This is a genomic window from Nonomuraea sp. CA-143628, from assembly GCF_050942315.1.
Taxonomy (GTDB): domain Bacteria; phylum Actinomycetota; class Actinomycetes; order Streptosporangiales; family Streptosporangiaceae; genus Nonomuraea.
The window spans coordinates 13,338,180-13,354,597 of record NZ_CP192072.1; the positions used below are offsets into that span (position 1 = coordinate 13,338,180).

General features: G+C 67.7%; 17 protein-coding genes and 1 pseudogene. 6 read left to right on the forward strand and 12 right to left on the reverse strand.

Annotated features, from left to right (window positions below):
- The first annotated feature begins 17 nt into the window (after positions 1 to 17).
- Positions 18 to 638, forward strand: a complete 621-nt coding sequence (locus ACQP2T_RS61015; RefSeq protein WP_433513738.1) for a hypothetical protein — start codon at positions 18 to 20, stop codon at positions 636 to 638.
- A complete protein-coding gene (locus ACQP2T_RS61020) occupies positions 617 to 964 on the forward strand; it encodes a hypothetical protein (protein WP_433513739.1) in 348 nt (115 codons plus the stop codon). The genes ACQP2T_RS61015 and ACQP2T_RS61020 overlap by 22 nt, the downstream gene beginning before the upstream one ends.
- Positions 965 to 968: 4 nt before the next feature.
- On the opposite strand, the gene ACQP2T_RS61025 is transcribed toward ACQP2T_RS61020, so the two are convergent.
- The 4 genes from ACQP2T_RS61025 to ACQP2T_RS61040 all read right to left on the reverse strand — a co-directional run bounded on the left by ACQP2T_RS61025 (position 969) and on the right by ACQP2T_RS61040 (position 5,177).
- Positions 969 to 1,532, reverse strand: a complete 564-nt coding sequence (locus ACQP2T_RS61025) for a hypothetical protein (protein ID WP_433513740.1) — start codon at positions 1,530 to 1,532, stop codon at positions 969 to 971.
- A gap of 55 nt (positions 1,533 to 1,587) precedes the next feature.
- Positions 1,588 to 2,211 carry a 2'-5' RNA ligase family protein gene (locus tag ACQP2T_RS61030; RefSeq protein ID WP_433519993.1) on the reverse strand — a complete coding sequence of 208 codons (624 nt, stop codon included), beginning with the start codon at positions 2,209 to 2,211 and terminating at the stop codon, positions 1,588 to 1,590.
- A gap of 158 nt (positions 2,212 to 2,369) precedes the next feature.
- On the reverse strand, positions 2,370 to 3,326 hold the full coding sequence (locus ACQP2T_RS61035; RefSeq protein WP_433513741.1) for a DUF5954 family protein: 957 nt from the start codon (positions 3,324 to 3,326) through the stop codon (positions 2,370 to 2,372).
- A 432-nt stretch (positions 3,327 to 3,758) separates the two neighbouring features.
- Positions 3,759 to 5,177, reverse strand: coding sequence for an IS1380 family transposase (locus ACQP2T_RS61040; RefSeq protein WP_433513742.1), 1,419 nt, complete (start codon positions 5,175 to 5,177; stop codon positions 3,759 to 3,761).
- Positions 5,178 to 5,735: 558 nt separating this feature from the next.
- Between ACQP2T_RS61040 and ACQP2T_RS61045 the strand changes: the two genes are divergently transcribed.
- Positions 5,736 to 6,995, forward strand: a complete 1,260-nt coding sequence (locus ACQP2T_RS61045; protein ID WP_433513743.1) for a sigma-70 family RNA polymerase sigma factor — start codon at positions 5,736 to 5,738, stop codon at positions 6,993 to 6,995.
- 216 nt (positions 6,996 to 7,211) lie between these two features.
- Here ACQP2T_RS61045 and ACQP2T_RS61050 read toward each other — a convergent pair whose 3' ends face one another.
- The 3 genes from ACQP2T_RS61050 to ACQP2T_RS61060 form a co-directional block, all read right to left on the reverse strand.
- Positions 7,212 to 7,538, reverse strand: a complete 327-nt coding sequence (locus ACQP2T_RS61050; protein ID WP_433513744.1) for a hypothetical protein — start codon at positions 7,536 to 7,538, stop codon at positions 7,212 to 7,214.
- Positions 7,539 to 7,703: 165 nt separating this feature from the next.
- Positions 7,704 to 10,010 (reverse strand): tetratricopeptide repeat protein, encoded by a 2,307-nt coding sequence (locus ACQP2T_RS61055; protein ID WP_433519994.1) that lies wholly within the window; start codon positions 10,008 to 10,010, stop codon positions 7,704 to 7,706.
- The gene (locus ACQP2T_RS61060) at positions 9,920 to 10,840 is read right to left on the reverse strand and encodes a helix-turn-helix domain-containing protein (RefSeq protein WP_433513745.1); all 921 of its coding nucleotides are present in this window, start codon (positions 10,838 to 10,840) and stop codon (positions 9,920 to 9,922) included. Before ACQP2T_RS61060 ends, ACQP2T_RS61055 begins: the two co-directional genes overlap by 91 nt.
- Before the next feature lie 288 nt (positions 10,841 to 11,128).
- Between ACQP2T_RS61060 and ACQP2T_RS61065 the strand changes: the two genes are divergently transcribed.
- The gene (locus tag ACQP2T_RS61065) at positions 11,129 to 11,272 is read left to right on the forward strand and encodes a hypothetical protein (RefSeq protein ID WP_433513746.1); all 144 of its coding nucleotides are present in this window, start codon (positions 11,129 to 11,131) and stop codon (positions 11,270 to 11,272) included.
- Positions 11,273 to 11,715: 443 nt separating this feature from the next.
- Here ACQP2T_RS61065 and ACQP2T_RS61070 read toward each other — a convergent pair whose 3' ends face one another.
- On the reverse strand, positions 11,716 to 12,222 hold the full coding sequence (locus ACQP2T_RS61070; RefSeq protein ID WP_433513747.1) for a glutamate ligase domain-containing protein: 507 nt from the start codon (positions 12,220 to 12,222) through the stop codon (positions 11,716 to 11,718).
- 205 nt (positions 12,223 to 12,427) lie between these two features.
- Here ACQP2T_RS61070 and ACQP2T_RS61075 point away from each other — a divergent pair, with 205 nt between their 5' ends.
- Positions 12,428 to 13,201, forward strand: coding sequence for a glycosyltransferase family 2 protein (locus ACQP2T_RS61075; protein ID WP_433513748.1), 774 nt, complete (start codon positions 12,428 to 12,430; stop codon positions 13,199 to 13,201).
- A gap of 133 nt (positions 13,202 to 13,334) precedes the next feature.
- Here the strand turns inward: ACQP2T_RS61075 and ACQP2T_RS61080 are convergent, their stop codons facing one another.
- Together ACQP2T_RS61080 and ACQP2T_RS61085 are read right to left on the reverse strand one after the other, a co-directional pair.
- Positions 13,335 to 13,565: a hypothetical protein gene (locus ACQP2T_RS61080; protein ID WP_433520019.1), complete on the reverse strand. Its 231-nt coding sequence runs from the start codon at positions 13,563 to 13,565 to the stop codon at positions 13,335 to 13,337.
- A gap of 143 nt (positions 13,566 to 13,708) precedes the next feature.
- Positions 13,709 to 13,831, reverse strand: a pseudogene (locus tag ACQP2T_RS61085) (hypothetical protein); the annotation flags it as partial.
- Between the two features lie 216 nt (positions 13,832 to 14,047).
- On the opposite strand from ACQP2T_RS61085, the gene ACQP2T_RS61090 reads away from it, so the two are divergent.
- The gene (locus ACQP2T_RS61090; RefSeq protein WP_433513749.1) at positions 14,048 to 15,010 is read left to right on the forward strand and encodes a peptide deformylase; all 963 of its coding nucleotides are present in this window, start codon (positions 14,048 to 14,050) and stop codon (positions 15,008 to 15,010) included.
- On the opposite strand, the gene ACQP2T_RS61095 is transcribed toward ACQP2T_RS61090, so the two are convergent.
- Positions 14,952 to 15,770 (reverse strand): hypothetical protein, encoded by an 819-nt coding sequence (locus ACQP2T_RS61095; RefSeq protein WP_433513750.1) that lies wholly within the window; start codon positions 15,768 to 15,770, stop codon positions 14,952 to 14,954. The two genes, ACQP2T_RS61090 and ACQP2T_RS61095, sit on opposite strands and share 59 nt — an antisense overlap.
- A gap of 269 nt (positions 15,771 to 16,039) precedes the next feature.
- Complete coding sequence (locus tag ACQP2T_RS61100) at positions 16,040 to 16,348, reverse strand: hypothetical protein (RefSeq protein WP_433513751.1); 309 nt, start codon at positions 16,346 to 16,348, stop codon at positions 16,040 to 16,042.
- Positions 16,349 to 16,418 lie beyond the last annotated feature (70 nt).

Below are 16,418 nucleotides of genomic sequence, written 5' to 3' on the forward strand. Positions count from 1 at the left end.
TACGGGAGGAGCGTGGGGTGAGCGCTGACGAGTTGCTGGTCGTCGCCCCGGAGAAGGTGGCGGTGCGGGCCGGGCTGACGCTTCCACTGAGCGAGGAGCAGCGCGAGACGGTCGCGGGGGCGATCAGCGACGCGTTCGGCGACGTCGCCGCCTACCTCGGCAAGCCGCCGCTTCCGGTGACGCTGGTGCAGCGCGGCGCCCGCGGGGACGGACGCGGCGGCTGGCGGCTCGCCTACGACCCGGTGATCGAGGTGCTGTCCGCCGTGGCGGAGACGGGCGTGGACGACGAGCTCACTGGGCTCTACACGATCACCTACCGGGCCGGCCTGGATCCGATCGCGAACCCGGTGTACGGCAAAGCGCTGGGCAGGTACGTGTCGGCGGCCGCGGCCGCACACCCGATGGTGCGGCGCGCAGTTCAGACGGACGCGCCCCAGACGCGGCTGATCAAACAGGCGAACGTGGAGGGCCAGGGCGTCACCTTCGAGGACACGAGTGGCGGCGCGGCCGGCTCGGGCGCCGCCGGCGCGCCGCCCACGCTGGACAGCCTGAAGCGGTGGCGACGCCGCGGCGTCAATCAGCAGCCGGGAATCGCTCCGCATCCGCTGGAGATCACGTGGCGGTGGCCATGGCCGTGATGCTCGCGAACACGCGGTTCGCGGTGCGGCGCGCGACCGTGACCGTGGACGCGCACGGCATGCGGTCGGCGTCCGACTGGGCGCCGGCGGGCCCCGGACGGCCGGGGCGGATCGTGGTGGAGCCGGCCGAGGATGGCGAGCGCGACGGACCAGGCGCATGGGCGCTTGGGGTGGACCCAGCGGAATGGCCTCTGCGCGCCCGTGATCTTGTCGTCGAGCCGTCCACAGGCCGGGAGTGGGTAGTGACCACGGCGGAGCGGCGTGCACACGCTGTGGACGCTTCTGTGGACTGGCTGCGCGTGGAAGGCTCGCTCCGTCAGACGTAACCGACTATCGGCGGCGGGCCATGACAAGCGACCCGGCGAGGCTGAGGAAGTGCGAGCCGGGGGTGTCGTTGGTGCCGAACTCGGCTTCCCCGACGCGGGGGAAGACGACCTCCACTACGGCGCTCACCTTCGAGCCCCGGACATGTACCGGCAGAGCACGGGTCGCCGCAGCAATCACCCCTGGGACCGGGATGCTCTGGCATTCGCAGTTGATCCGCTGGTGGAGCGGCAGAGAAGGGTCACGCGGCCGATCGGCCAAGTCCACAGCAGTGACTACCACCCATCGGCCAGGCCCCGCGCCTCTGCGCCGGTTGTCGCCGCCCTTGCGGACGTACTCCATCTTCGGAAGCTGGTAGGGGACGGTTGCCGGGATCGTCTGCCCGTCCGCGTGACGATGCGATGCGCGGGCGTCGGCACCGTTCGTGGCCTGCCAGCGCTTCGCGTCCGGCGCCCGATCCTTAGCCTCTTCGGCGACCGCTTCGGTGATCCGCTCGACCTTGTCCCGGATGACGCCTGCGGCGAGGCGCTTCGTCAGCCCTGGATGGATGCGTGCTCTGGTACGGGCCATGGGGTGGAGCATGCCGGACGGGCACCCGCTGTGTCTGCGGTCGCCCATCCCAGCGCTATCTCGCAGTTGCCAAGGATGCCCGCCGGATGAGCGTCCACTGGTACATGCCGTTGTCACGGTTGATGTCGATCAGCGACGCGCGGGTCAGCACAGCAGGGATCGCAGCCGCATGGCGGGCGAGGATATCTCGGATCGTAGCCAGGGAGGCACCGCTGGTGTGGGAGTAGGCGAGGCTCACGTGCGGGACGAACCTGTCTTCGGCTTCTGGCACGCGGCCGGCTCCCCAAATGTCGGCGATGCCGTCGCGCACGGCACGCCGTACCGCGTCCACCGCTTCGACGGGCCGGACGGGCAGATTGACGCCTTCGGGGTCCACAACAGGTGGTCCCAGCGTGACGGCCACGGGCCCGATGGAGGCGACGCGCTCGGTTACCGCGGCGGCAATTGCGTCCAGCTGGCCGTCGCTCACCTCGTTGGTGAAGCCGACGCCTTGCATCGTCATGTGGAGCCATTCCAGCGGGATAGGGCCGAGCACGCCTGTGGCTTCCAGCTCGGGTTGGAGCTGCTTGGCGAACTCGTGGATCGCTGGTTGATCTTCCACAAGGATGTGCCAGGTGTAGAAGCTGCGGCCTTGATGCCAGCCTGGCCGCCACCACCAGTGGTTACGCGTCTCGTCCACGTCCAAGGGCTCGCCTTTCCACTTGCGAGGTTGTCGCCGCCCGGAAGGCGCCGATCGCGTCGCTGATCCTTCTGCCATAGCGTTGAGCGGCTGCTCGGGACCGCTGATCGCCGCGGCGGGCTTGCGCTCCCGCCCGATTGCCGGTCAGCTGAACGCTTTCATGCCTCGCCTTCGGGGGTGTCCACGAGTTGGCCAGCCTCGCGAAGCTGCTGGGCATGCAATTCCGGGGGCGGATAGGGGTCGTAGTCAGAAGGCCGGGGCATCTCCGGACCGTCGGCTGTGAAGTACACAACCGTCTCGATGCGGGCGATGCAGAACCGTCGGCCGCGGACGACGACCTCGTTGCCGCGGTCACGCTCCAGCACCTGCGCCGCCTGTTCGTACGCGGCGAACGCCTCGAGGTCGCGCTTATCCCCGCCTTCGCCGCCATAGCGGCGCAACTGCTGGGCGAGTACGGGGCGGGCCTGCTGAAGGGTGCGACAGTCCCCGCTGCGCGACTCCCAGCTCTGCCCTACCTGCTCGGCGACCATGAACCTCACCGACAGCAGCATGAAGCCGCCATGTGTCTCGGCGACGCGGCGAGCGTCGCGATAGACATCATCGGGAACCCCACCAGCCGCGGGTATCAAAGGGATACACCCCTGGCCGAGCAGGATGGCCAGCCGGCCGGTGGGCACCACAGCATGGATAAGACGCCCTTCGTCGACGGAAGGGTGGTGCCATCCCTCGTCCGCAGGGTCGGGGTCGGTGGGGCGAGGCGGCTCAGGACCTTGCGGACCAAAGCAGACGAACCGATCCCCGCGCACGATCCGGAACCGCTGCCCGGCGACCATGAGCTCGTCATGACGCTCCCAGTCGAGCTTCAACGCCGCCCCGATGTACTCCTTGCTCGCGTTGGCATCCTGCTCGTCGGTGCCGCGCTGAGGTAGGCGAGAGCGGAGGGTGTCACGGGCCGACTGGGGCGTGTCATCATGCACGCCCGACAGCAGTCGCCACACCAAGGGCTCGACCTGCACAGCGCAACCGAACACCGGTCCGAGCATCGCCACGCTGGGATACGCCTCCCACGCGGCGCGCTCCTCGGACTCCACGTCCCCCAGCTCCGAGAAGGCCATCCCAAGGTCCTTCGGTAAGGGAAAACTCGCGCCGTCACCGCCGATAGCAGGACTCATAGTGGCCCTCCTTCGAGCGCCGAGAAAGAGCTCAGAATAACGCCCCGGCACGATAGATGACCCCAGTTTCTCGGTCCTATCCTCCCTCGACCGGTCAACCAATATCCACGGCACCGACCGATATGCACTTGCTGACGCTCGAGTCCAGACGCAGGGAACCGACATCCCTGAGCCTGAATCCACGGCGTGATTTCGTCTGATCGTTTTCTGGTTCAATTCCTCGACGAGGGCCGGTTCCGCAGGTGGAAGGGCTGTTGTCGGGCGTGTGAGGGCCGCCGCGTTCGGGTCGCGGCTTGTCCAGGTGCATTTCGGGGGCTCGGGGATGCGCGTGACCGCGGTGGGTCGTCGGCTGTGCGTGACCTGGATTTCGGCTGGTCAGGCCACTGCGGCAGCGGGTGGGTCGTGGGTGGCGGTGAAGGCGTTCAGCCAGGCGGGCTGCCAGCGCCAGCGGGCGGGCAGGCGAAGGGTCAGGTGGCCGCGCCCGTCGGCGGGTCCGCGTCGGGCCAGCCGGGCGGGCACGGCGATGAGGTGGCGGCGCAGGGTCTGGCCGCGCGCCTTGGCGTGGAAGGCCGAGGCCAGGCAGCCGAGAGCGCGCAGCAGGTTGTGGGTGATGGCGGCCAGGGTGAGCCATGCGGCGTTCGCGGTGAAGACGCCGGAGGGGAAATGCGCGAGCGGCCCGTTGATCACATCAGCGTTGACCTGCTCCTGGACTGCATGATCGCGGTGCTGTTCCTCGGCCTGCAGGAGGGTATAGGGACTGTCGGTGAAGATCGGGTAGTAGCGGTAGGCGGGGAACAGTTCGTCTTGGCCGCGCGGGGCCTGCTCGTTGCGCATCTTGACCCGGCGCACGATCAGCCGGGCGCAGGCGGCCTTGCCCTTCTTGCTGGTGAAGGCGATGTAGGACGTTTCGGCGACCTCGGCGTCGGAGACCCAGCCGCCGGCCTGCTCGTCGAAGATCGCCCGCGGGTAGGCGATCGGCGTCCAGGCGTTCTCGTCGATGGCGGCGATGGCGGCTTTGACCTTGGGGTCGAGTTTGGCGGTGACCGAGAAGCGGGTGTCGTGGTCGCGGCAGGCGGCGATCACCTCGGCGCTGTAGAAGGCGCTGTCGCCGCGCATCAGGAGGGTGCCGGTGCAGCCCGCTTGGCGGGCGGTGCCGATGGACTCGCGGATGGCCGAGGCGGCGCCGCGCGCCGACCCGGTGGTGCCGCCGCGCAGCCTGGTGGTGGCCAGCACCGGGGCGGCCAGCGGCGTGGACAGCGTGACGGTCAGCGCGTTCAGCCCCTTGACCAGGACATTCTTGCCTTGGATCTTGGTGTGGCCGAAGCCGGAGCCCTGCTTGGCGTACCCGTAGGTGCGCCGCTGCATCGAGTCGATGTCCAAGAAGGCCAGCACGTCCTTGCCGGGCAGCAACGGCGTGTGCGCGGCGAGCGCGACCAGCAGCTCGCGGGCGACCTTGTCGAGCTGGCGGACGTTGCCCCAGGTGAAGGCGCGCAGGAACGAGCCCAGCGTGGACGGCGCCCGGATCCCGGCGAACATCGTGTCCATGCCGCCGTGTCGCAGCAGGTCCAGGTCGTCGATGCTGTCGGCGCCGCAGGTCATCCCGGCCACGATCGAGGCCACCTTCGCCGGCGCGTTGACGCCGTCGGCCGCGCCCAGCGCCACGTGCTCGCCAACCAGGCGGTCCAGGCCGCAGCGCTCGGCCAGTCGCAGCGCCGGAGCCAGCCCGGCGTAGGAGATCACGTGTTCGTCATCGAAGATCGCCCGCGTACGGCTGGCGGCGTGAAAGAATTCCAACTTACGAGGTGTCCTTTGCAGCGGGCCGATGGAAGCGTAGAGAACTCCCATCCTCCCAGCTCAAGGGACACCTCACTTCATTTCGCGAACCTCGCCCCGAACTTCACGCCGTGGATTCAGGCTGAGAAGCCTCGCGCGTGCGCGCGCATTAGCCTCCCGAAACTCCCGGGGCGAGGTCTGGCCTCTGGTCAAAGGGGTGTCGGTGGTGGTGGGCATGAGGGTCTCTGTGGGGTCATGGCACCGAGGTCCCTCCCCCTGCGCCCGCCCGGTCTGTGACGGCGGCCTTGCCCGTCAGGGCGGGGCCGAACGCGCATCAAGCGCAGCCGCGGCACCAACCCGAGGTGAGCCCGCCGCAAGGCGGGCCCCTTCCCAACCGGTGTGCGGGCCCATCGTGTGGGTGCTGGCCCCGCCGCCGCGGCGGGCCTGCGGGCCGGAGTCCTCAGCATGGGTCATCACGGTGTCGATCAGAGCGGGGGCGTTCTCCAGTGATCCCGCAGCCGGTTGAGATTCTTCTAAGGAGAGTGGAACGGAAACGGTGCCGAGTGCCGTGAGGTAGACATGACAGACACCACCTACCAAGAAGCCGAGCCGATGACCGATGATCGCGAGCTCACCGCCGCTGAAATCGAGGCCTTCCAGCGCGAGCAGTTCTTCGCCAATGAGGATGCGGCCACCGCAGAGATGTACCCGCGGGTCTTCAGCCGGTCGGCAGGCTTTCTGTACAAACGAGTGGTCCGCCCACACGAGCCACTTCCGCCTGAATACGTCACGGTTCCGCTGATCAGCCGGCGAGGGCGGGGTGGGGACGGGGTGCGGTTGGATGTGTCCATCGCCCAGTGGAACATGCTGTGGGAGTGCGCTCAGTTCCGGCGCCGGTTCTTCTCCGTGGAAGACCTCCCGGAACCGATGCGCGAGGTCGCCGACCGCGGCGACGTGAATGTGGTCTTCGTTCCGAGGACGACCAGTCGCTACCACGAATACGCGCCGCTGTTTCACCTGCTTCCGCGCTCGGCCCTGCAACGGCATGGGCTTCCGCTACTGAGCGTCGGCCAGTGGCCGTACCTCATGCAGATGGCGCCCGTCGACCGCTTCTTGCCCCGCGACTTCGAAGAGCGGCTCTCGCGGGCATGGGCGTCGGTGGTGTGGAGGCATCTCAACTCAGGATCGAAAATGAGCCGTTTCTCCGGAACCGACCCGATCCGGATACTGGCCCACAACCTCGATTTCTGGCTCCCGGCCGTCACCGCCGCCGTCCAGGAGATCCTCTACGACCTCCCTGTCGTCGACGAAGAACTTGGGGAGGTGCCCATTCCGCTGCAGGACGGCACGTTCCTGGAGGGCGCAGTCGCCGCGAGTCCCCGCGTGGGCACGGATCTGTGGCGCGGTGAGGACGAGGCCGCCGAAGTCGTCCAGTTGACCGTCGACCATGCCGACGCCACCGGCCGACTCCGCGGCATCTTGGATGCGGTGAACTCCAACCGTGTCGAAGACGACTTTTCCGATTACTGGTCGTACGCGCGCGAGGACTTCGAACGCAAGCTGTATAGCAAGCGTTCCAAGGTCAAGGTCCGGTTCGTAGAGCTGACCGACGCCGTTCCGGTGCAAGGTCCGGAGACAGAAGTGATCGCCAACCTGGTGTACAGCGATTTCCTCGCCCTGCTCGATCCACGGGAGAGGCAGGTTGTCGTCCTGATGAACAGCGGCATCACCAAGCTCACCGAGATCGCGGGCCTGATGGGCTACAAGAACCACAGCCCGATCTCCAAGCGCCTCGCCCGGATCCAGAAGAAGGCGATAGCGCACTTCGGACAGCTGTAACAGCAGGGGCCAGCCACACCTGGCGGAGGCCAATCATGCAGGAGCGCCGACCAGCGCCCCTGCTGAGGATGCCGATCGGCGCTTCGGGTCGCTGCATGGCCTACGTTGCCGTCGTACGCGACGTCGGGCGCAGGCTACAGCAGTCGAATACAAGAAGGCAGGTCCTGGCCGACCGGCGCAGCGGCCGCGGCGGAGGTGAGCTCGACGGCGCGCCGGTCAGTGAGGAACACCGGGCCGGTGCGGCCGCGTCGAGCAGGTGGGGCAGCAGCCGAGCGGTGGGGTGCGCCAGACGACGATGTCGACCGCGCCGCCCTTGCGCTGCACCTTGGCCCGCTGGTTGCGCACATCGAGATCATCGACGTCAAGGCCCAGCGCCTCGTCGGCACAGGTGGCCGTCTCGTACAGCAGCAGAAACAGTCGGGCTAGCGGCTCCTGGACCTCGCCGCGGTCCACTGCCTTGGTGCGGTTCAGGGTGCGGGCACGGAGGCCCAGTAGCTCGCCGACCAGCCAACCCTTATCGCAGGCGGAGCCGAGCTCCTCCATGCGGTTGAAGTGGCCTCGGCTGCGCCGCCCCATCGGGCGGTGAACCAGTCAACGATCCGGATCGCGCCAGCCTCGCCCTCCAACTCGGACAGCGACGCGTCGCCGCCGAGATCGGCGGCCAGCGCGCAACGCGTTCGCGTACGCCTTGGCGCCCCGACGGAGATGTCACCTGTTCATGGGGGGCGGCGGCAACCCGACCTTACGGACCTGTGTTGCCTCGCTTGTGCGTCCCGCCTTTTCCAACGCTCCCGCCAATCGCACCGCAGCATAATCGTCACCGGCCTCGACCAGTGCCCGTAATTCCTCCACTTGGCCCTGCTCGACGAGTAGATTGACCAACCGTCTGGCAGCGTTCCAACTACCGGCCTCGGCCCGTGCGTGGAGGAGCACAAGTGCTGGCCGCACCTGGCCCTGCTCGACGAGCAAGTCGGCCAACCGCCACGCGGCATCATTGTCACCGGCCTCCGTCCGGGCGCGCAAGAGCGCAAGAGCTTCCTCGGCCTGGCCTCGCATGACCAGCAAATCGGTCCACCGCCAGGCGGCATGATCATCACCGGCCTCGGCCCGTGCGCGCAGCTCCTCCACCTGCCCCTGTTCAACCAGCAGATCGGCCAACTCCCTGGAGGCATACCAATCGCCGGCCGCGGCCCGTGAGCGCAAGAGCGCGAGAGCCTCCTCGACCTGACCCCGCTCGATCAGCAGCTCAGCCAACCGCCTAGCGGCGTCCTTGTCGCCGGCCTCGGCCCGTGAGCGCAGGAGTGGTAGTGCTTCCTCGACCCGGCCGCGCCGGACCAGCAGCCCGGTCAACCGCTCAGCGGCGTCCTTGTCGCCAGCCTCGGCCCGTGACCGCAGGAGCGCGAGAGCCTCCTCGACCTGACCCCGCTCGATCAGCAGCTCAGCCAACCGCCTAGCGGCGTCCTTGTCGCCGGCCTCGGCCCGTGAGCGCAGGAGTGGTAGTGCTTCCTCGACCCGGCCCCGCCGGACCAGCAGGTCCGGCAATCGTCTGGCGGCATACCAATCATCGAGCTCAGCTCGTACGCGTAATTGCTCCACCTGCCCCTGTTCGACTAGCAGGTCGGTCAATTGTCTGGCAGCGTTCCAGTTGCCAGCTTCGGCCCGTGCGTGGAGGAAGGCAAGAGCCTCCTCGACCTGGCCTTGCTTAACCAGCAGGTCGATCAACCGCCCGACGGCGTCCTTGTCGCCGGCCTCGACCCGGGCGCGCCAGAACGCAAGAGCCTCCTCCTTCCGTCCTCGCTCCACCAGCAGCCCGGTCAACCGCCCGGCGGCGTAATCATCACCGGCCTTGAGCCGCAGCCGCGCTCGCAGGAACGCAAGAGCCTCCTCGACCTTGCCCTGCTTAACCAGCAGCCCGGTCAGCCGCCCAGCGGCATACCAGTCTCCGGCCTCGGCCCGTGCTCGGAGAAAAGAAAGAGACTCCTCGACCTTGCCCTGCTCGACCAGTAGCTCGGGCAATCGTCTGGCGGCATTCCAGTGACCGGCCTCGGCCCGTGAGCGCAGGAGTGTCAGTGCTTCATGGAGCCGTCCCTGGCCCATCAGCAGGTCAGTCAATCTATCGGCAGCGTTTCCGTCTCCGGCCTCGGCCCGTGCGCGGAGGAACGAAATAGCCTCCTCGACCTTGCCCTGCTCGACCAGTAGCCTGGTCAACCGCCAGGCGGCGTTCTTGTCGCCGGCCTCGGCCCGTGAGCGCAGGAGTGTCAGTACTTCATGGAGCCGTCCCTGGCCCATCAGCAGGTCAGTCAATCTATCGGCAGCGTTTCCGTCTCCGGCCTCGGCCCGTGCGCGGAGGAACGAAATAGCCTCCTCGACCTTGCCCTGCTCGATCAAGAGCTCCGTCAATCGCCTGGTGGCGTAATCATTACCAGCCTGAGCGGCTTCGGCGTACAGGGGCGCGGCATAGCAATACAGCAGCCGATTGAGGGCGCTGTCGGCCAAGCGGGCTAGATCGGCAGGATCAGTTATGTGACTGAGGTAGGCGTCCCAGGCGAGGGCGGGGACGATGGCCATGCGGCGTTCGGCGGCGGCGTGCTGCAGCAGATAGTCGGCCACGATGTAGCCCGAGGGCTGACCCATCTCTACGGCGACAGGAGCCAAGGTGGCAGTCGCTCCGTGTAGCGGCTTGGTGGCATAGGCCATGGCAGCTTCGAACCAGTTGAGCGGTGCGGCAGCGCGCTGGCGGCGATCGCAGTAGCCAGGCGCAGCCGCGCGCAGCAACTCGGCGCTGAGCGGACTCTCAGCGCCGAGCCGAGCGGCGTCGATGGCGGCGCTTAAGACTGCTCTCTGGTAAGCGTCGGCACCGCGCCAGCGGTGGATCAGTTGTGGGGCTGCGGCGATTACCTGGGTCAGCCCATAGTCGGTGAAAGTCAGGGCCAGGCTAATACGGGGATCTGCGTCAGCGGCTTGGCGGGCGCGCTGCATCTCGGCAACGCTGAATCGAGCGTCAAGGTGGACCACCTCGGCCAACTCCAGTATCTCCCGCTCGACCTGGTACGGGTCAGAGCCGCCGGAAGGGGCGGCGTGGTGTAGGCGGCGTGTCGTTCAGGCCACAAAGTGGCCACCAGCACGGCGCCAGCCTGCAGCAACATACGCACTGTGGCCACGTCCAAGCGGTGCTCCCCCTGAAGGAAACGCTGCAGCTCATCCAGCCACACAACCGTCTTCGGCGGCGGGGCGGCGGCCAGCGTCCGCAGATGGGCGGCATCAGTGGGGTGAAGCAACCACCACTGCGGCATCAACGTCACAAGTGCCTCATAGGCGCACCGGGTCTTGCCCACTGACGAGCCGCCCACCAGCACCACCATGCCGCCCCCAGGCATCGCCTCGCGCAGCAGCGCGCGCACCCCGCGGTGGGCCGTGTCAGTGTCGCGCTCGACATAAAACGGCAGCGGCCCGACCGCCCCTAGAACATCGATAGCCGCGTGCACACCCAAATGGCGCGGCTGCGCTCGCTCCACCCGCACCGCCCCGGCTGGCCCCACCGCCGACCCGGCCCGCTGCCAGGCCTGATGCCACGCCCCCCACTCATTCTTGGCCACCTCGCAGGCGCGCAGGAACACCTCCACTGTCTCCCACGTCGACCGCGTCTCGCCACGCAGCAGGTCGCTGACCGTACTACGGGGCAGCGCATCCGGGCGCGCTGCCCGCTCCAGGCCCGCATATGACAGGCTCCGCGAACGGCGGAGCCGATCCAGCGCGGCCGCCAACTGGGCGACCGTCTGCACCGCCGCCGGATCTACCTGATCTCCCTGTACCAGTGCGGACTCCGGCTCTGAGGCCTTGGCCATCGCCCCTCCCTTGGCATCACCATTTCTGCCTAATCCCCCGAAACGCCTGACAGCCAAGGGCCGGACCTCGTTCGCCGCCGCCCAGCGGACTCCGGCGAACCCCCAGACAGGCGCCCTGCCCGATGTAGCTGTTCCTACTGCCAACCTGCCCCATTCACCTTCCCCGGTCAGCCAATTCGTTCGGCTCGCTCCGTCTCCGCAGCCGAACACCCCACCACCCCCACACCATCAGGGTGACACCGTGCACCAGCGCGACCGCTTCCTCATCGACCATGTAAGGAACTGGACATGCACAATCTGCTCGACGCCGCCCCACTGATCGGCGCCATCATCAACCTCGCCGCCGCAGTCCTCAATGTCACCCGTGCGCGCCTTCGTCGGCAGAGCGACGCTCCTTCAGCCAGCAACCGGCCCCCGGGATCTTGCGATTGATCGCGGTCAACCTCAACAGCACGCGGGGCGCGGCCGCGCATGCCTTCGTTTTCCACCGTGGCCGACCTGTTTCGACAGGTGTTCCAGCTGCCGCCGTTCAGCGTGGACACCACGGCGGCGTAGTCACCGGCCAGCGCCGCGACGTTGGATTGGTGCACCAGTGCGTACGCCGCCATGTCGGCGTCGCAGGGGGGGTGAAAAGCTGAGGTCCTCCCAGCGAGCTGGGGTCGCCCCGACGAAGCCCATCGAGTTCAGCGAGCAAGACGACACTAACAGTGATCAAGCCTGGTGCTGGTCGTAGGGAGGCGGTGGCCGTGCGTCAGCTCTCACGAGGCCGCGACCCGCGTCCGATCGCATCCCTCGCCCGCACCGCATGTGCGCCGACCACCCGACCGGTACTGTGCTTTCGTGACGCCGATGAGCTGCGGCGGCAGCCTCCTGGGTTACGAGGACGGCGTGCTGAGATCCCGCACGATCTGCATGTCGTCGAAGGGGACCCTTCGATCGCTGATGATCAGGTACGGCTCGGCGCCCTTGCCGGCCAGCAGCAGTACGTCGCCGGGCTGGGCGAATTCCAGCGCCTGCTGGATCGCTTGAAGACGGTCGGAGATGCGCAGTACGTCGGTGCTGGTGGCATGCACACCGGGCATGATCTGGTCGATGATCGCGTCGGGGTCTTCGGTGCGCGGGTTGTCGCTGGTGACGATAACAAGGTCGGACAGCTTGCCAGCGACCTGGCCCATCGGGGCGCGCTTGCTGGGGTCCCGGTCGCCGCCGCAGCCGAACACGGTGATCACCCTGCCGGTCGCGAACCCGCGGATCGTGGTGAGCACCTGTTCCAGCGAGTCGCTGCTGTGGGCGTGGTCCACCACCACCGACACCCCGTCCGGCGTCTGGTAGGTCTCGAACCGTCCAGGGATCGCCGGCAGTTCAGCCAGGGCGGTGGGCACCGCGTCGAGGTCGTGCCCGAGCAGATGGCAGATGGCAGACGGCGAGCGTGGCCAAGGCGTTGGAGACGGCGAACCTGCCCGGGAATGGCACCCGCGCCTCATACTGCTGGCCGTCGTGGTGCAGGACGAAACGAGTGCTGTCAGCTCCTATTCGGTTGCGGTGCTTGAATGGACCGTCGTTCCTGATCTGGCAAGGAGATGTGCTGTGCCCCTGGTGTCTGTCGTGATGCCCGTGTACAACTCGGCGGCCACCCTCGGCGCGGCCGTCCGATCGGTGCTCACGCAGACTCACAGCGACCTGGAGCTGCTGGCCACCGACGACCAGTCCTCCGACGGCTCCATGGATCTACTCAGCGAGTTCGCCGACCATGACGAGCGCGTTCTGCCGGAGTCGTCACCCGAACGGGGCGGTGCCGGCCGGGCCCGCAACTTCGCGATCGAGCGGGCCCGCGGGGACTACATCGCCTTCCTCGACTCCGACGACATGTGGTTGCCGGAGAAGACCGAGAAGCAGCTCGCCTTCGCCGCAGAAGGCGATGCGCCGTTGACGTTCACCTCGTACTTCAAGATGGACGCCGACTACGCCGGCGAGAGCACCGACTGGGTTCCGAACGGGCGAGTGATCCGTGCGCGAGAGCACGTGGACTACCGCGCGATGCTGGTTCAGGACCACATCGGTGCTCTCACCGCCATGTACGACCGCAACGTCCTGGGCACGAGACTGATGCCGGCGATGCGCAAGCGCCAGGACTACGCCCTCTGGCTGTCGATCATGCGGGACGGCGCTGACGCCCGGGGTCTGGATGAGCCGCTTGCGGTGTACCGGGCCCACCAGACGGGATCGCTGTCCTCCAACAAGATGTCCTTGGTCAAGTACAACTGGGCCCTGTACCGCGAACACGAGCATCTGTCGGCCCCGCGGGCGACGCAGGCACTGGCCGGCGCCGTGTGGCAGTCGCTGCGCAACTCGCGCATCTAGCCCCATACACGGGTCCGGAGAGCCCGGCGCACGATCGTTTCCAGGGGAGCCCGAGCGGGCCCCGCCCCGTGACCGTGCCGCGGGCCCGGGGGCTCGGAGCGAGACTCGGTGGGGCACCGGTGCCGTCGACCGGCTAGGCGGCCCCCGCGCGCAGGAAGAACTGGAGGAGCAGCCGCCAGTCGGCGACCGGAACGGTCTCCTGACCGCTGCGTAGAGCCTCCCGACCGTGCAGGAAGCGGCGCTGGTTCACGATGAGATAGTCCCCAGGCATGAGCATGAAGGAGATCTGTCCCCGGACAAGCTCCTCGGCGAGTTCCCTGGCGGCTTCGGTGTGCGCCTGGCCGACCTCGGACCTCGCCAGCATCTTGGCGGTGAACCGGACGAACCCCCGTCCGGGTCGGAGCCATCCAGGATCGGAAACGGCGTGTACTCCTCGCCCACGCCGAACAGGTCGAAGAAGGTCCCGTAGCGGTAGACCGACTCCGCCAGTAGGGCGCGGCAGTCCTCCGACAGCCGCGCCACCGCCGCGTGGGCGTCGGAGAGGATGCTGGGACCGCCGCCGAGCGGGTCGGGGCGGACGCACAGGAGCGTGGTGTAGTCCGGGGGCCGGGTCGCGTTCACCAGATCCATGTGGAACGCGTTGTACCCGATGCCACTGGACTTGCCGGGGTCCTTGTCGACCTCGGGCCGCGCGGGTAGCGGCGTGTCTTCTGACCTGGGGTTTCGGCCTCTGCGTCAGGATGGGTCTTCCTCGCTCGTGACGAGCAGGCCGTCCTTCGGATGGCGCATCCCGAGATAGTCAACCAGACTCGAAGGATGAGCGCGGTAGGTAGTCAGTATGCCTTCGTGATCCAGACGCGGGACGATCTGGACCGATCGTGGTCATGGGTCTCGGATTACGGCGATGCGGACAACCCGGTGGCGGGACGTGGCGTAGAGGACGACGCCCCAGGAACTCCGCACGACTTCGGCCGGGCGACCTTTGACGCCTACCTGGACCACCTGGTCGCCACCGCGCCCGGAATGGTCGAGTACTTCTTGTTCGAGGACGATGACGACACGGAGTGGCGAGTCTTGGTGTGGGACGTTCCCGCGACCGGCTACGACCAGATGCGCACTGTCCCGACGGCTGGTGACCGCGCCCGCCGCCAGTACCCGCTCGCCATGGCCGCTGACGGAGTCGTGCCGCAGGCCACGAGCACCTGGCCCGGCACCGTGGTTCGCAGGCGTCTGCAGGCCAAAGCGGCAAGCTTGCGCAGTAGCGATCGGATGAAGGCCGCCGGCATCCTCCAGGTCGGCGATCCCATCCTGGCCGCCGTCGCCACGCCGTTCGATCTGCCCGCCGAGGCCGACCAAGCCCGCGAAGTGATCAACGCGCTGTTCGCCGCGCTGCAGCGGATCCGCGAACTCCACGTCTTCGCCAAGGGCGTGGGACTGGCCGCGCCGCAGATCGGCATCGGCCGGGCCGCCGCCATCGTCATCCCGCACGACCCCGACGCCGACGCGATCGTGCTGCTCAACCCCCGCATCATCAACGCCTCCGCCGAGGCCGACGAGCAGTACGAGGGTTGCCTGTCCTTCTTCGACGTGCGCGGCATGGTCCCCCGCCCGCTCACCCTGGAAGCCGAGCACACCACCCTGAACGGGAAGACGAAGATCACCGCGTTCCCGTACGAGCTGGCCCGCCTCGTCGCGCATGAGATCGACCACCTCGCGGGTCGGCTGTACACCAGCCGGATGCGCGAGGGCGTCAAGCCCATCCCGGTGGAGGAGTATCGCGGCATCGGGCAGCCCTGGAAGCGCTCTTGACCACCAAGGGGCCCGATTCCCCGCTATGACACGTCGAGATCAGGAAGCCACAAAGGGGCGGGGCATCCTGTGGCTGGTCGAGATGGTATTTACATCTGCCGCCGCCCGTGGGCACGACGCAGATCTTTCCCTTTCTCGTCGTGCCGCCGCACTGCACCTCGGGGTCGTGGACATGGCATAGCCCTGAAGGGCGCGCGTCGATGGAGCACGGCTGGCCTTCCTTGGTCGTGGCCCGGCATCGAGCGGCAGGCGCAACGTCCTGAGCTGCCCCGGCCGCCTTCTCGGGCGCCAGTGACGGTTGCAGCGCCATGGCCATTTTGGAGTACAGTCGCCGTCCGGTCGGTCCTGCCAGGCGGAAGGGGGTAGTGACCGCGACCAGGGATACCGGCGCTGGTACCGCGCGGGTGCCGGGCTCTCCCCAGCGCACCCAGACGGGCACCACGCCGGCTTGGGCTTCGGCCAGTAACTTGCGAAGTGACCATGGCTTATCGTGCTGGTCGATCTCGATGGCGATCGGTGGGCCGTCCAGGCGCTCGCAGACAACGTCCAGATATCCCGGCCGGTCCGGGTGCGCGCCGGGTAACCCAGCCAGGCTGGGCACCTCGCACCGCACCCGCCATTGATGACCGACGCCCCAGGCGACGATGGCGCGCGTCAACTCGGAGGTAACCCGGGCCGCAGACCAGTCGGTGAAGGCCATTGGTGCCAGCCAGCGCGACAACGACTGCCCGGCCCGCTGCGCTCGCAACGCGATCTCCACAAGGAGACATGTTCCCCTGAGGGCTGTCCCCGACGCCGCTCAGCGGGATGTCGCCCGGCCGAGCTGGGCTGGGGCTGCAGTGTCAGGACGAGCCCGCTCCGCCCGTGCCCTCCCTGGTCTGTTCTGACAGTAGCGCGGGCAAGATGAGGGATTGCTTCTGACAGGACGGTGTTTATCGTCAAGGTCATGGCCGCCCGACGCAATCCGAAGAAGGACAAGTCCGCCCGGCGGCGCCGTCCCGAGCGGCGTCCACCCAGAAGGGGTGCCTGTCACACCCCCGGGAAGGACTGGTAGACCTCCACCTTCGACACCGGCATCCGGCCCTCGGTGGAGTGCAGCCGAATGTAGATCACCGGCTCGACGCGGTTGCTGGCCACTTCGGCGATCATTTGGGTCATCTCGTTGAGGATCTTCGCCGGAGTGGTGCCGACGAATCCGTCGATGCGGACCGGCTCAGGGCGGCCGACCACGTGAGCCCACAGCACCCCCTGATAGTTGTTCTCCCCCGCACGGTTGTCAGGTGTGCCGCCGGAGGCGAAGAACGAGGTGATGTGATCGGCCCGGGCGACCTCCGACATCGAGCCGCAGATCCAGACATGAGACAGGTCCGTCGTGCTTCCGATTCTGAACCACCTTCCTGCCCTCCTG

Coding starts and splice junctions, on each gene's coding strand:
- ACQP2T_RS61065 (WP_433513746.1), top strand. CDS start 11,129: ATGCACAATCTGCTCGACGCCGCCCCACTGATCGGCGCCATCATCAAC.
- ACQP2T_RS61035 (WP_433513741.1), bottom strand. CDS start 3,326: ATGGCCTTCTCGGAGCTGGGGGACGTGGAGTCCGAGGAGCGCGCCGCG.
- ACQP2T_RS61050 (WP_433513744.1), bottom strand. CDS start 7,538: ATGGAGGAGCTCGGCTCCGCCTGCGATAAGGGTTGGCTGGTCGGCGAG.
- ACQP2T_RS61045 (WP_433513743.1), top strand. CDS start 5,736: ATGACAGACACCACCTACCAAGAAGCCGAGCCGATGACCGATGATCGC.
- ACQP2T_RS61100 (WP_433513751.1), bottom strand. CDS start 16,348: ATGTCGGAGGTCGCCCGGGCCGATCACATCACCTCGTTCTTCGCCTCC.
- ACQP2T_RS61025 (WP_433513740.1), bottom strand. CDS start 1,532: ATGGCCCGTACCAGAGCACGCATCCATCCAGGGCTGACGAAGCGCCTC.
- ACQP2T_RS61080 (WP_433520019.1), bottom strand. CDS start 13,565: ATGCTGGCGAGGTCCGAGGTCGGCCAGGCGCACACCGAAGCCGCCAGG.
- ACQP2T_RS61060 (WP_433513745.1), bottom strand. CDS start 10,840: ATGGCCAAGGCCTCAGAGCCGGAGTCCGCACTGGTACAGGGAGATCAG.